General features: G+C 47.9%; 13 protein-coding genes. 7 read left to right on the top strand and 6 right to left on the bottom strand.

Annotated elements, in window-relative coordinates:
* Positions 1–78: 78 nt before the first annotated feature.
* Positions 79–1350: a hypothetical protein gene (locus tag P5G61_RS25910; protein ID WP_301249103.1), complete on the bottom strand. Its 1272-nt coding sequence runs from the start codon at positions 1348–1350 to the stop codon at positions 79–81.
* Between the two features lie 256 nt (positions 1351–1606).
* On the opposite strand from P5G61_RS25910, the gene P5G61_RS25905 reads away from it, so the two are divergent.
* The 3 genes from P5G61_RS25905 to P5G61_RS25895 all read left to right on the top strand — a co-directional run bounded on the left by P5G61_RS25905 (position 1607) and on the right by P5G61_RS25895 (position 3908).
* Positions 1607–2203: a restriction endonuclease gene (locus P5G61_RS25905; protein ID WP_301249101.1), complete on the top strand. Its 597-nt coding sequence runs from the start codon at positions 1607–1609 to the stop codon at positions 2201–2203.
* A gap of 97 nt (positions 2204–2300) precedes the next feature.
* Positions 2301–2525, top strand: coding sequence for a hypothetical protein (locus P5G61_RS25900; protein ID WP_301249099.1), 225 nt, complete (start codon positions 2301–2303; stop codon positions 2523–2525).
* A 135-nt stretch (positions 2526–2660) separates the two neighbouring features.
* Positions 2661–3908, top strand: coding sequence for a DNA glycosylase AlkZ-like family protein (locus P5G61_RS25895; protein WP_301249098.1), 1248 nt, complete (start codon positions 2661–2663; stop codon positions 3906–3908).
* 162 nt (positions 3909–4070) lie between these two features.
* Here P5G61_RS25895 and fabV read toward each other — a convergent pair whose 3' ends face one another.
* On the bottom strand, positions 4071–5261 hold the full coding sequence (gene fabV / locus P5G61_RS25890) for an enoyl-ACP reductase FabV (RefSeq protein WP_301249097.1): 1191 nt from the start codon (positions 5259–5261) through the stop codon (positions 4071–4073).
* Between the two features lie 253 nt (positions 5262–5514).
* On the opposite strand from fabV, the gene P5G61_RS25885 reads away from it, so the two are divergent.
* From P5G61_RS25885 to P5G61_RS25875, 3 genes are all read left to right on the top strand, one after another.
* Positions 5515–6795 carry an XRE family transcriptional regulator gene (locus P5G61_RS25885; protein ID WP_301249096.1) on the top strand — a complete coding sequence of 427 codons (1281 nt, stop codon included), beginning with the start codon at positions 5515–5517 and terminating at the stop codon, positions 6793–6795.
* Between the two features lie 277 nt (positions 6796–7072).
* On the top strand, positions 7073–7489 hold the full coding sequence (locus tag P5G61_RS25880; RefSeq protein WP_192270031.1) for a hypothetical protein: 417 nt from the start codon (positions 7073–7075) through the stop codon (positions 7487–7489).
* Between the two features lie 86 nt (positions 7490–7575).
* On the top strand, positions 7576–8370 hold the full coding sequence (locus tag P5G61_RS25875; RefSeq protein ID WP_301249195.1) for a hypothetical protein: 795 nt from the start codon (positions 7576–7578) through the stop codon (positions 8368–8370).
* 148 nt (positions 8371–8518) lie between these two features.
* Here the strand turns inward: P5G61_RS25875 and P5G61_RS25870 are convergent, their stop codons facing one another.
* The 3 genes from P5G61_RS25870 to P5G61_RS25860 all read right to left on the bottom strand — a co-directional run bounded on the left by P5G61_RS25870 (position 8519) and on the right by P5G61_RS25860 (position 11209).
* Positions 8519–9307 carry a MerR family transcriptional regulator gene (locus P5G61_RS25870; RefSeq protein WP_301249093.1) on the bottom strand — a complete coding sequence of 263 codons (789 nt, stop codon included), beginning with the start codon at positions 9305–9307 and terminating at the stop codon, positions 8519–8521.
* A 96-nt stretch (positions 9308–9403) separates the two neighbouring features.
* The gene (locus tag P5G61_RS25865; protein ID WP_301249092.1) at positions 9404–10219 is read right to left on the bottom strand and encodes a class I SAM-dependent methyltransferase; all 816 of its coding nucleotides are present in this window, start codon (positions 10217–10219) and stop codon (positions 9404–9406) included.
* A 72-nt stretch (positions 10220–10291) separates the two neighbouring features.
* Positions 10292–11209, bottom strand: a complete 918-nt coding sequence (locus P5G61_RS25860) for a helix-turn-helix transcriptional regulator (protein WP_301249090.1) — start codon at positions 11207–11209, stop codon at positions 10292–10294.
* 112 nt (positions 11210–11321) lie between these two features.
* On the opposite strand from P5G61_RS25860, the gene P5G61_RS25855 reads away from it, so the two are divergent.
* On the top strand, positions 11322–12755 hold the full coding sequence (locus P5G61_RS25855) for a glycoside hydrolase family 1 protein (RefSeq protein ID WP_435874294.1): 1434 nt from the start codon (positions 11322–11324) through the stop codon (positions 12753–12755).
* 240 nt (positions 12756–12995) lie between these two features.
* Here the strand turns inward: P5G61_RS25855 and P5G61_RS25850 are convergent, their stop codons facing one another.
* On the bottom strand, positions 12996–13661 hold the full coding sequence (locus tag P5G61_RS25850) for a phosphatase PAP2 family protein (protein ID WP_301249192.1): 666 nt from the start codon (positions 13659–13661) through the stop codon (positions 12996–12998).
* Positions 13662–13687 lie beyond the last annotated feature (26 nt).

The raw sequence follows: 13687 nt of genomic DNA, 5'->3' as shown, positions 1-13687 counted from the left end.
TGCCCTCAGATCACATTGAAAAGCCGGGAAACGTTCCAACAGGAACTTCCCCGGCTTTTTTGATTGGTCAATCCATTCCTATTTAGCTGTGGCTGTCTTCAACACATACTTGGATAATGAATCATCATTGATCTGATAGATGATATGATCGCTGTATGTTGAGTAACCATCGAGCACTCCAGGAGTTGATGCGAATGCATATTCATGGACCGTTTCCAATGTTTGCGGATCAAGAATATAGCCAGATTTGGCAAAATTCAGTTTGTAATTTTCATCCTGTGTACGCTCAACGACCATCAACGCTTCCTGCTGATCTTTGAACGTACGCTCTGTAACTTTGCCTTTCATGGTGTACAGCTCCAGCTTCTGACCTGTAAACACGGTATATCCGTTGCCAGCAGTTTGAACATAGGCATCACCGGCAATGGCACGGCCCCAGGCCATCTTGCCATCGGCGCCAAAGCCCATCAGCTTGTTGCCCGTGTTAGCAAAATTGGCACGCATAATCACGGAGCCATCGTCGAGAATGGCCAACGATTCACCGCCACCGTCTCCCAGGGTGTTGGCATTGCTTGGGAACTGATAGAAGGAAAGACGATTCAAAGTGCGATCGTAAATCTCCACTTTGGGATTGGCCGCCGCTTGCCAGTAGTTGCCGACTTTGGTTTGTTTGCTGGCGTCTACAACGATTCGATTACTGCCGGCCTTGAGTACAGCACCGTTAATGGTTTTTTCCGTAATCAATTTGCCCTTTTTGTCATATAGCGAGATGGCCGAACGCACGGAACCGTTCGATTGCACACCTGCGCTTGAGGCAACCAGTAATGTATCATTGTCCAGAAGGTAGATGGATGATGAATTATTTACGGTTTTGACCCAGTTGGTTTTGCCGGATGTATTATACGAATATACTTTCTTAGTTCCATCGGAATATTCCATATATACATAGGCTGTGCCATAGCTGGAATAGAGGGAGTTGGAGTAAGTCGTATAAGGGCCGCTTTTCTCATGGAAAATAACGTTCCACTTCAATTGTCCGGTCGTGGCATCCAGTGCCTGGAGCGAATCCAGCTGCCAATCCAGCTTGGTATTGCTGCTTGTTTTGATCACGGGTTGTGAAGAATGAACGTATACCAGGTTTTTGGAAGGCACAGCATTCAATTCCTTGATGATGACGTCCTTCTCCGTGTTCACTTCATTGAGTGCCAGGGATGATGAGGTCCATGCAGCCTTGGGCAGTGGGGCATTTGACTCTGCTGCATAGCTTGGTGTATGCAGGCTGAAGAGGAGCATGCCACTGAGAATGAGCGCAGCCCAAGTTTTGGACTTTCGTTTGTTGGATGTATGCAAGTTATAAACCACCTTTCTTCGATTCAAAATAGAACCGATTGTTGAATTCTACCATTTCATACATGTGAAATTCAACCTGAGTGTCTGTAACCTTTTATGATTGATATATAATATTATTGTTGTTTGGGGAAGTTCGAGGGTTACAGGGAATTCATCTTCTTTCTGTTAAGAGTGAAGTCTGCTATATTTAGTCGGGTGACGTGGGCTGATAAGGGTACGAGTCTGCCAGATTAGAGGAACGACAAGGAGAACAGCTATGAACTGGAATGAAAATATGACCACTGTGGGTATAGGCCTTATTGTCCTTTTACTGCTCATCGCCTGGATCATTCGTCGAGTCATTCGTCGAGGGCAGCGCATACGAAGTGAGGCCAATCCACGTAAGATTACAATTAAGGATATCGATAAAATGCAGGATGGATCGGAATTTGAACTGTACCTGTATCATTTATTCCAACAGCTCGGTTATGCCGAAGTACATAAGACCACAAGCAGCCGTGATTTTGGTGCGGATCTTGTATTTGTGGATAGAGCAGGTAGACGTAATGTCATTCAGGCCAAACGTTACGGAGCGAATCATCCGGTTGGACTCAGCGCAGTGCAGGAGATTTACACGTCCATGCGTTATTATGAGGCAGATCGATCCATCGTGCTCACCTCAGCCAGATATACGGAAGCATGCCGGACGCTGGCGGCGGTCAACGGGGTGAAGCTGCTGGATCGGGAAGATCTGATGGACTTGATCACGCTGTTTAAATCCAGAAGAATGGAAGAAGCACTGGAATTGATTGAGGAAGATGATCAGGAGCCAGTGGAGACTTGGCAGTCGCGACGAAAAAGAGTTCCGCGTTAGTGGATAAACTGGGGTTGAATCCGCGTAGATCACCTTCACTTGTCTGCCTGCACATGATATATTGAGTGCATACCAACCAAGGGAGTGTGTCCATTCTATGGCACGTACACAAACGCAAAAAACATTGCGCAAAGCAGAGCGGTCTGGACAATGGTGTCCGGAACAAGGTCGAAGAGTAAATGGAGATTATGGAGCGTTATCCCAGCATGTTCGACTCATGCCCACGAAACAGGAAAAACTGCAAAAGGTCAAACACAAGAAGCGGACCCAGGATGGTGGTGCTTCTTTTTATTTTGTCTCTAGTGTGCGGAGTATTGCATAAGCATCATATTGAAAAAAAGATTTTCCTTTGGTTGGAATGAGTTCCCCTGGACTGTTAAAATCAATATATCTCTTTTGAATTGGATTGCTATCACTACACATCCTTCTATCTTCAATGAAAGGAAGAATTCTACATATGACAACAGCGCTTCGCATGAATAAGAAAATCGTTCGGCGATTTTTGCTGCAAACGCAATCTTTATTGGCACGTTGGCCCGCCGCTTCCTTGCCTTCAGGTCCTGAACAGGTCATGCAGCTCATTCGCTCCCTTGGCTGTGTCCAGATTGATCCTGTCGCTGCCGTAACCGGAAACCAGCATTTGGTGCTGAGTGCCCGTGATCCGGGATATACGTCCGAGTATTTACATACCTTGCTGAGTGATCACAGAGTGTTTGAATATTTTGCCAACGCCGCATGTGTTATTCCAATGGAAGACTATGCACTGTTCGAACCTGTGCGTGCCCGTTTACGGGATCGCTTGGCTCCTTCCCTACAAGGGCTGGAGAGTACTGTGCAGCATGTGCTGAAGCGTTTGGAAGAAGAGGGACCGCTGCCTTCAAGAGCTTTCCGTGCGGTCGAACGGGTAAGCGGATATTGGGACAGTGCGGATGTACCGAAAACGAAGGATACCACGCTAGCGTTAAACTTGCTGCTGGATTCGGCCGCCATTCGTGTCGTGGCGAGACAGGGGAACGAACGTTATTTTCATATTACGGAATCCGGACTGCTGGAGCAGGGTCAATCCATGACAGCGGAGATCGATCTTTTGACTCAAAAGCAGGCGCTGATGGACAAGTACATTCACGCCTATCGGGTCGTGGATGCCAGAGATCCGCGGTTGGGTTGGATGAAATCCACCGCTGTTGAACGTCGGAATGATATAGCTGCACGTGTAGCAGATGGGCGAATGATCCCGCTGGAGGTGGAGGATGTTGCCACGCCTTATTACATCCGTGCCGAAGATGAAGATTTGCTGCTGGAGATGGAAAGGGAAGCACCGCATTATGATCCATCAGGCCCGGTACGATTCCTGCCCCCGCTGGACAACCTGCTGTGGAGACGGGAACGGATTGTGGATTTATTTGATTTTCATTATAAGTGGGAGATATACACCCCAGAGGTGAAACGAACCTACGGATATTACGCGATGCCCATTCTTCACGGAGATCGGCTGATTGGACGCATGGACCCCCGATTGGATCGCAAAACGGGCGTGCTAACGGTTCGGTTGTTATCGATGGAAGAGGCTGCCCCGCCTGTGGAAGAATGGATTGCGGATTTTCGGGAGGGGCTACAATTCTTTGCAACGATGCATGGAGCACGTTCCATCAAGGTAGAGAAGACGGTCCCGAATGAACTGAAAAAGCTGCTCAAATCAGTCTGATGTAAGTAGCGGAAAACAAGAAGGCAGGATGAAGACAGTGTACACCAGTCCTGTAAAATGAAATTAAAAAGGGAGCCATGTCGGCTCCCTCTAATTAAGCTGTTGCACCATGAAACGCAAACCTTGTTTTTTCCATACCACGTAGGGTAATATCCATTTCAATTAACGCAGATGTGGTACTTCAACGTTTGGATCAACATCTGCTTCGTAATCCACGCCGTCGGTTTCGAAACCAAACAGTTGGAAGAATTCACGGCGATAACCTTCCAGATCGGACAGATCATAGATATTCTCTGTGGTCAGCTCGTTCCAGAGCTTCGCCACTTCTTCCTGAACGTCTGCTCTCATCTCCCAATCATCAATACGAATGCGGCCTGCTTCATCGGTTGGAACTTCTCCTCCCGCATACAGGCGGTCAGCGAACAAGCGTTGTAACTGCTCCACACAGCCCTCGTGCAAGCCTTTTTCCTTCATGACTTTGTACAATGCAGAGATATACAACGGTACCACTGGAATTGCAGAGCTCGATTGGGTTACCAGCGCTTTGGCTACAGTGAGGTAAGCACGTCCACCCTTTGCACTCAGGCGATCATTCAGCTTGCGTGCTGTCGCTTCCAGATGGTTCTTGGCTTGGCCGATGGAACCATCACGATAGATTGCATGCGTAAGTTCAGGGCCGATATAAGAAAAGGCAACGGTTGTTGCATTGTCGGCGAGTACACCACCTTGTTGCAAGGCATCCATCCACAGTTCCCAATCATCTCCGCCCATCACGGCCACAGTCTGGCGGATTTCTTCATCGGATGCCGGATCAATCGTAACGGATGTCACTTCTCCTGTGTGGAAATTGACTGTTTTGTTCGTGTACGATTGCCCAATCGGTTTGAGCACGGAGTTGAATACTTCACCCGTGTTTGGATCGGTACGGCGTGCGGACGCTACGCTGTAGACAACCAGATCCACCTGACCGAGTTCACTGCGAATCAGTTCAACGGTTTTTTCTCTTGTTTCGTTGGCAAAGGCATCACCTGTGATGCTGTACGATTTCAGTCCTGCTTCTTCCGCAGCTTTCTCAAATGCAGCGGAGTTGTACCAGCCTGCTGAAGCCGTACGTTTTTCAGTGGAGCTGCTCGGGCGGTAAATGCCAATGGTATTGGCTCCGGCACCAAATGCGGATACGACGCGCGAAGCGAGTCCATATCCAGTGGAGGCTCCAATGACGAGGACGTTACGTGGTCCGTTCAATTGCGGTTTGGATTTTACATAATCAATTTGTTCCTGCACTTGTGCAGCACAGCCTACAGGATGGGAAGTTGTACAAATAAAACCACGTGTTCTTGGTTTGATAATCATTCATTTGCATCCTTTCATATTCAACTCTTGTTCATCATTAATGGATCATGCTCTTGTACATACCTTCTTATTGTAAAACAATTGCCTCCGAAACGGAAACCGTTTCGATGGATTTGGCTATAAGGCGGTATTTCGACTTCGCATCCGGGATGCTATTATATAATTTGAACTAAACATTTACACGATAACGGTGAGGGCAGAACAAAACTGGAGAAGCGAAGGGTTCGCCTTCATTCTGAAAGGGAGACTAGCCATGCTGAAGGAACGGATTGAATTTTTGAGCAAAAGAAAGCAAATCTCCCGCAAAGACCTCGTGGAAGGTCTGGTCACGCAGGCTCACTTTGCCAATATTCTGGCTGATCGTTATCCACTCCCTGAAGACTTGGCTGCAGCTATTGCTGAGCGCCTGGAAGTTAAACCAGCCTATTTGGTGAATACTTCAGCGCAGGATGATGAAACATTGGAACGGGCTGAAGTAATATTTGAACAAATGTCAGTTCCGGCTTCCGCTATATCCGAAGAATCGGTCCATGCACTGGAAGATCGGGATGATGCGCTAACCATAGAGCTGACCACGTCCTTAATGAAGGCGGTCTATTATCAGCAACTAAATGATGCAGCAGCTCATGAGTATATACATACCTCCTATTTGAATTTTTATCTGGAGAAATACGGTCGTCCGGACGATGTAGATCTGCCGCATCCGCTGGCAAAGGCGTTATTATATTACAAAGTGCAATACTATCGTTCCAAGCTCGCCTATGTGGATGTGTTAACGCATGCAACCAGACTGAGTGAGCTGGCCCTTCCTGGAAGTGAATTCTGGCTGTCTGTGCAAAATATCAAGATGGAGGCCTACATTCAGGTCAAACAGTACGAAGAGGCCAAGCAGGTGTTCGATCTCATCATGAGACATGTCTATGATCAGCGGCTGTTTCATCGGTTGTCCGGATTATATGTGGCGTACAGCGGATATTGCTTTGCGATGGGACTGGTGCAGGAGGCGCTCTCGGCATTGACAATGGCAGAAGCGAATCTGGTGTATGCCGGCAATCAGGGAGATCTGGTTACAGCCATTGCGAATAATCGGATTGTCATGTTAACCATGACGGGGGAACTGGATCAGGCGCAGTCGGAGATCGAGCGATTCGAATCCCTGTTGCAGCAGGAACCCGAAGAAACCCAGCAGGCCATGAAGCCGTTAGTGAGTGTGTATCGGTGTGAAGTGGCTCTGGCACGAAAGAACTGGGGTGTACTTGCGCAGAGTATAGATCAACTGCTCCAATGTGCATCGACTCCGGATCAGCAGATGAGTGCAACGTTCTACCAGAGCCAGCTGGCTCTTGCGCATGGAGATCGTGAAGTGTTCATGGAGCGTGCTCTCGCGTGTCTGCCTTATTTTGAGTCCGTACAGCATGTCATGCGACTTGAACCTTTATATGAGGGAATGGCTGTGGTATCCGAGGATCAGCGAAAATATAAGGAAGCCGCCATGTATTATCGGAAGCTGGTTTATCTGTTACGCAAAAAATAAATGGAAAAGCAGCTTGGAAAGGCTATTTTCAGGGTGGATTTTGTACGTCAACAACGGATCTGGCACAAAATATAGTTGCTGATCCTTCATTTAAGAGCCCTTTAGCGGCTCTTTTTTTGCGGAATTAACTCCACTGTATACAAAAGAGACGATCATTCTGTGATTCATTTGCCGAATTTTTCGTTTCTTTTGTATGCGGCCAGAAGGGTATTCAAGGACAAGCCCTCGTGATTATAATTTAACTATAACTAACAATAAAACAAATGAGGTGTTCACAATGGGATGGTTTGGTAAAAAGAACAAACAGGAAGATGCGATTGCCAAGGCGGATAAAATGATGAATAAAGGACTCACCGGTATGATGATGAAAGGTTTTGTATCGAAGGAACATCGGGAGGCCATCAATCAGAGTCTGGATTCAGCGAAGCAGGCGCAACTGGCAGCAAGTGGTGCTCTTCCATTAACTGCAACTGCCACAGTACTCACGATTACGGATACAGGTAAACTGATCAATTTTGATCCGATTGTTGTGCTTGTTCTGGATGTGACAGAGACGAACGGCAATCAGTATCAGCGAACACTGGAGACTCTGGTGTCCAAGATGCAGATTCCACGAGTGGGAGATCGGGTGGGATTGGGCCAAAATCCAGCGAATCCCTCTGAGCTGATCTATATGGGGCTGTTATCCGTTTAGAAGGTGCTCGGGTTACGAGAGGGTAGTCTACTATTTCAATACTACAATTAACAACGGGTAATAGAGAGATAGAGAGGGTGGGGGATATGGTAGGATTCCTGAGATTCATTGGCGTATTGACTGTATTTGGGGTAGGGTTCTCCCCGTTTCTGGCACAGCAGTTGTGGAATGATCCTTTTATTATCATGCAGGCATGGTGGTATAAACCGGCCATTTTTGCCGGATTCGGGCTGATCTTTATTCCTGCCATTTTGGGTAATATCTTCGGCGTAGGGCGGGTGAAGTCAGGATTACCGGCGGTTGGAGTCATTCAGAGCGTCCAGCAGACGGGAACGTATATTAATGAACAGCCGGAAGTCCGATTGGGTCTGACCGTTTCGCGCAAAGGCCGTGAGAAATACGTTACCGAGTTGAGAACCATTATACCGTTGACATCCATGGCCCAGTTCCAGCCAGGCAGCTTCGTCCCGTTAGTGGTCTCCGTGAAGGATGAGCGCAAGGTAGGGCTTGATCTGAAAGGCCATCTGTCGCAGGAACATATGCAGCAATTGCTGAATGAGAAGATGATGCAGCAAGGTGTGGCCCCTGAGATGATGGATATTGCACGAACGGGCGAGAAAGCGATGGCCAAAATTCTCGACGTAACCCCGCTTGGCAGCGGAGGCAACAATAAAATCAAACTTCAGCTCACGCTCAGCGTAACGAAGTCGAATGGCGACACCTTTAATGTGACGACACAAAAAGAGATCTTACCGTCTGCGCTGCCTCAAGTGCAGCAGGGTCATATCATTAACGTGATCTATTCAAAACAAGACCCGTCAAAATTGGTGCTGGCACTAAATGTACAAGAGGGGCAATTAAGTGACCTGTTCTCCTCCTGATGTGATCAATGTATTGTCTTCGAGAGCGTCAGCTTATACTACTCCTGCACAACCAATGCAATTCATGAGAAGAGCCGCCCTGCATAGGGCGGCTTCTTCGGGTCTTTAGCAGCGCTGATTCCCTGCTGGACATGAATGAGAGAGCGAATCATTGCTGCCCGGGAAGCTGAAAATCATGTTGTTCCATATAATAGGTCATTGCTTGATGAAGCCATTCCTCTTCTTCCGGTGTGAAGGGGGAAGGAGACAAACTTGTCAGTGCTTCCAGGCTATCTTCCTCCATCTCGGCCAGCGGTGCGTAATCCGCAAGCGAAGCACTTCCGAGCATGTCCATATTCATCTGCAGCTGCATACGGATCAACTCCTGAACTTCAGGAAGCTCCAAAGGGCAACCGGCCAGTTTCTTCACTTCCTGGGTCAGTCGAATAAATTGTTGATCCAGTTCAGTTTGTGCTTCAGTGGTCCGTTCAAACAAAGAATCAATGACGCTTGAGTCCAGCTGCTGATAAAGCCAATCTTTTTGCTCCTGCTCTGTTTGCATGCCGTGAATAAGACTTAGAAGCGCTGAGCGATCCACCTCCTGTTCCGAGGCAATCAGTTTCAATATGCGATCCATGGTATGCAGGGTAAGTTCGATTTCTTTTTGTTTCTGCTCCAGCATGTTTTTCTGCAACTGGAGGGTATCTGCCCAGTTAGAATCGAACGTTGGTTTGCGAATAAGTTCCGAGATATGTTCAAGGCTGTAGCCCAATGTCTTCAAACAGAGTATGTGCTGAAGACGCATCATCTCATTGTAGTCATAAAGCCGATGTCCTGACTTGGGATCTTTATGTGGTGTTAGCAATCCAATTTCATCGTAATAGCGGAGAGTTCGCACAGATACACCCGTTTTTTTGGAAAAAAGCCCGATGGTAAGTGGCACAAGATCCTTGGACATCGCGTTTTGTCCTCCTTTGACGTGGTACCCTGCAGGGGATGAATTCATCATATCCCCTGACGTAACTGGAGGTGCAAGTGTTTTTTTTGGCTAGCGTCAAACGATCCCAAGGCGCATCCGATAAGAGAACAAAACTTCTCTTGATTCACCGGCAAATATGCGGGCAGCCAGCTGTCTGAACTCGTCTGCGATTGTGAGCAAATCAGTGGCTCCGAGTTTCACTGCCGTTTGCAAGCCGCCTTGGCTCAGGGCCAAATTGACATAACGATCTGCATCGAACGTTTCATGGTGATGAAACACAATTTCACGCGAATAACGGAACAAGCCAGATTGCTCTATTTGCTGCAAATGCCCGTCTTTACTCCATTTATGTGCCTGATTTTCCTGAGGGGCCAGACTTGCTGCCCGATGATCTGCCTCCGTATTCAGATGCAGATAGGCTTGTTCCAGTTGCCAATCGATCACTGGCGGCCAGTCACAGTCGTAGGCTGCAAATATGCCTCCTGGACGCAGTACACGTGCAAATTCATGCAGTGTGGATTGGGGCTCCATCCAGTGGAACGACTGTGAACAAGTCACGATATCGACACTGCCATCCGGTAGTCCCAGTTCGTGGGACAGGCCGGATACAAAGCGGAGATGGTCCGGCTTGCCCGCAGCTTCCCATTTGGACTGCGCCACAGCTCTCATGTCGTCGCTTGGTTCCACGCCAATCACACGTTCTGCCTCATTTAACCAAATCCACGAGGATAATCCGGTACCACAGCCAACATCCGCGACCATGCGAGGTTTGCTGCCCAAATAGTTCGTCAGAATATCCACGACTTCGGTGGGCGCAGCAGGTCGGTTCTGGTCATATAATGTACCGAATCCTTTGAATCGTTCCACATTATTACGTCTAATGTCTTGCATGGACAAACCTCCTTCAGAGTCTGAACGGATAGGAAAGCAAAAGATTCAAAAGATGATCAGAGCTCCATTATATCATTCATTTTTCAACTCGTTGTTAACGACCTGTTGCAAATGTTCTACCGCTTTGATATGTCGTCTGAGCAATTCCTGTCCGATGTGAGGAGGTTTAACTACGGTCAGGTCTGAACCGAACGACATCAGGAAGGAATACAGCCATTCGCCTTCATTCAGTTCAAGAGCGACGCGAAGCCTGCCGTCAGGCACTTTTTCAACGCGGGACGGCTCAAAAACATCATATACCCTGTACGAAATGGCACTGGAAAACAGCATTTCCATGGAAACCTGCGTGTTGGGCACAGGCTGCTCGCTGTCTGTAGGTCCGGTGGTTGTATGCTGATCGAGTTTACGTTGCAACAGTGTAAGCTCGGAAACGCGCTTCATCTTAAAGGTCAGGGCTTCCGTCTGACCTGGCCTCTTCTGATCCGTTCCTTTGAAATACCAGGTATTGTTTTTAAATATTAATTTGATGGGGGCGATCGTCTCAACGCTGGGTTCCCCGTTGGAGTCCACGTAGTGAAACGTTATCCATTGCTTGGTGAAGATCGCCTGCTTGACCTTATTAAACAGTTCCCTCTCCTGCAGTGGAATGCTGCCCCATGGCGAAAAATCAAACTCGATCCAATCCAGCTTGTGATCAAACAGGGTGGTTAAACGTTTGAGCATATGGGCAGTGTTGAGGTGAGGGATGGCGCTAACGCTATATAATCCAAGCAAAATTTCATTCTGATCATCTTCGGACAACAGGGACTTGTCCATGACAAAGTTGTCCATCAGATGAATGCCGCCATGCTTTCCGGTCGTCGTGTATACGGGAATACCCGCTGCACTCAGTCTGTCGATATCACGGTATACCGTGCGGACGGATATCTCGAACATACGCGCGAGCTCGGGGGCGGTAGCTTTCTTTTTCTCCAATAACAGCAATAGCATTCTGAATAATCGGTTATTTTCCATGCCGACATTATACCATGACAATAGGTGTCAGGGTATGGGTGGTACACTGGATGTACAGTGTTACGAAGATGATAAGGAGGAATGGATGATGTCGATGAAAGACGGATTTTTCTGGGGTGGCGCAACGGCTGCCAATCAGTTTGAAGGTGGATGGGACAAGGGTGGCAAAGGCCCAAGTACTTCCGATATGATGACAGGTGGAACACACACGACACCGCGGCGGATTACGCCTGTACTGGAAGAGGGCACGTATTATCCGAGCCATGAAGCGGTTGATTTCTACGGTCATTACAAAGAGGATATTGCCCTGATGGCCGAAATGGGCTTCAAAATGTTTCGCATGTCCATTAACTGGTCACGTATCTATCCGAATGGTTATGATCTGGAGCCAAACGAAGAGGGATTGCAGTTCTATGACAACGTCTTTGCCGAGCTGAAAAAGTACAATATTGAGCCGCTTGTGACCATTTCTCACTATGAGACGCCGTTCGGTCTAACCGAGAAATACAACGGCTGGGCCTCCCGTGAAGTCATTGATTGTTATATTCGATATTGTACAACCCTCTTCAACCGATACAAAGATCAGGTGAAATACTGGCTGACCTTCAACGAGATCAACTGTCTGACGATGCCAATGGGCGCTTATATGGCTGCAGGCATTCTGTTTGAAGGAAAAGAAACGCTGGTCGACGGCGTTGATGATCCACAGACCCGCTTCCAGGCACTGCATCACCAATTTGTCGCAAGTGCAAAAGCGGTGAAGCTGGGACATGAGATCAATCCTGATTTCCAAATCGGCTGTATGGTCGCTTTCATGACGACCTATCCGAACACATGCAACCCGGACGATATTTTGCTGGCACAGAAGAAGGACCAGATTTCGAACATGATCTGCGGGGATGTACAAGTTAGAGGAGCGTATCCCGGCTTCGCCAAACGGTTCTTTGCGGAACAGGGTATCCAGATCGAGATGCAGCCGGAAGATGCACAGACTCTGCGTGAAGGCTGCGTGGACTTCTATTCCTTCAGCTATTATATGTCCTTGGTTGAGAGTGCGGATGAGTCGTTGGATAGAGCAGAGGGAAATCTTCTTGGCGGCATCAAAAATCCGTATCTGGAGGCTTCTGACTGGGGCTGGCAGATTGATCCGAAAGGATTGCGTTACACACTGAACCACCTGTATGACCGTTACCAGATTCCATTGATGGTCGTGGAGAACGGGCTGGGTGCAGTGGATGTGGTCGAGAAAGATGGCTCCATTCAGGATGATTATCGTATTGATTATTTGAGAGGTCACATTGAACAAATGAAAGAAGCCGTTGCTGATGGTGTGGAGCTTATCGCTTACACGATGTGGGGATGTATCGATCTGGTTAGCGCATCCACGGGCGAGATGAAGAAGCGTTATGGCTTCATTCATGTGAACAAGGACAATGACGGTAATGGTGATCTGAGCAGAACACCGAAGAAGAGCTTCTACTGGTACAAAAAAGTCATTGCATCCAATGGCGAAGAGCTCTAAGTTGCCACTGTAAAATGGATTCATATTGACATAAAAGAACTTCACTGGCGCAGGATGCACCCGTGAGGTTCTTTTGTATTCGACAAGGGTGTAATCAAGGATGTGCGCTGGCGGATTAGCGCAAAACCTTCTGAAAAGTGCTTGTGAAAAAACAACCTTTCACGTGAGATGGACTCCCTGTCTCGGATGTTCTCAGTTATCTGCTGACGCCCAGTCGGCAAATTCCTTGGGTTAAATGGTCTAGGCCAGCTTCCTGGACTGTAGCAGGGAGATTCGCTCCAAATAGCGCTGGTAGAACCATATGCATGTGGCAAGCCAGCATCCACTTAAAAAGTAACCTCCGACTACATCACTGGGATAATGCACGCCCAGATAAATACGGCTCATGCCAATGGTCAGGATGAAAGCTGCACTCACAATGATCATGAATACACGCCCGGCTGCTGTAGGTATATGCTTCCAGATCAGAAAGGCCAATCCCCCGTACAGGCTGAAGGCTGCCATGGAGTGTCCGCTGGGGAAGCTGTATCCGGTTACTTCAATGATACGGTGAATGGTTGGTCGCGTACGTTGAAACATGAGCTTCAGCAGGGTGTTCAGTATCGCTGAACCTGCGATGACACAGCCCAGAAACAGAAGTTCCCGTCGGTGCCTCAAAAAGACATACAACACGATCATTGAAATGATTGTAATAACGATGACGGGCAAGCCGCTTCCAATCCAGGTAAAGAACTCCATCCACCGAGTCATGCTTTTGGATTCCATGCCCTGAATCCACGCAATCAGAGAATCGTCAAATTGATGGATCTGGTTATCGCTGATGGACAGGGCAATGATTGCAAATACAGCAAGGCTCAGTGCTGCGAAGAGCAGTGGGATGGAAATGGTCTTTTTCAAATTTTGCATCAATAGTTATGTTCCTCCAGGATGTT

This window comes from Paenibacillus vandeheii (assembly GCF_030433635.1).
Classification (GTDB): domain Bacteria; phylum Bacillota; class Bacilli; order Paenibacillales; family Paenibacillaceae; genus Paenibacillus; species Paenibacillus vandeheii.
The sequence above is the reverse complement of the archived record's forward strand: the minus strand, read 5'-3'. Positions and strand labels throughout refer to the sequence as shown.

Excerpts from the sequence above, each read along its gene's own strand:
- P5G61_RS25905 (WP_301249101.1), top strand. The coding sequence starts at position 1,607 with ATGAACTGGAATGAAAATATGACCACTGTGGGTATAGGCCTTATTGTC.
- P5G61_RS25900 (WP_301249099.1), top strand. The coding sequence starts at position 2,301 with ATGGCACGTACACAAACGCAAAAAACATTGCGCAAAGCAGAGCGGTCT.
- P5G61_RS25895 (WP_301249098.1), top strand. The coding sequence starts at position 2,661 with ATGACAACAGCGCTTCGCATGAATAAGAAAATCGTTCGGCGATTTTTG.
- fabV (WP_301249097.1), bottom strand. The coding sequence starts at position 5,261 with ATGATTATCAAACCAAGAACACGTGGTTTTATTTGTACAACTTCCCAT.
- P5G61_RS25885 (WP_301249096.1), top strand. The coding sequence starts at position 5,515 with ATGCTGAAGGAACGGATTGAATTTTTGAGCAAAAGAAAGCAAATCTCC.
- P5G61_RS25880 (WP_192270031.1), top strand. The coding sequence starts at position 7,073 with ATGGGATGGTTTGGTAAAAAGAACAAACAGGAAGATGCGATTGCCAAG.
- P5G61_RS25875 (WP_301249195.1), top strand. The coding sequence starts at position 7,576 with ATGGTAGGATTCCTGAGATTCATTGGCGTATTGACTGTATTTGGGGTA.
- P5G61_RS25870 (WP_301249093.1), bottom strand. The coding sequence starts at position 9,307 with ATGTCCAAGGATCTTGTGCCACTTACCATCGGGCTTTTTTCCAAAAAA.
- P5G61_RS25865 (WP_301249092.1), bottom strand. The coding sequence starts at position 10,219 with ATGCAAGACATTAGACGTAATAATGTGGAACGATTCAAAGGATTCGGT.
- P5G61_RS25860 (WP_301249090.1), bottom strand. The coding sequence starts at position 11,209 with ATGCTATTGCTGTTATTGGAGAAAAAGAAAGCTACCGCCCCCGAGCTC.
- P5G61_RS25855 (WP_435874294.1), top strand. The coding sequence starts at position 11,322 with ATGTCGATGAAAGACGGATTTTTCTGGGGTGGCGCAACGGCTGCCAAT.
- P5G61_RS25850 (WP_301249192.1), bottom strand. The coding sequence starts at position 13,661 with ATGCAAAATTTGAAAAAGACCATTTCCATCCCACTGCTCTTCGCAGCA.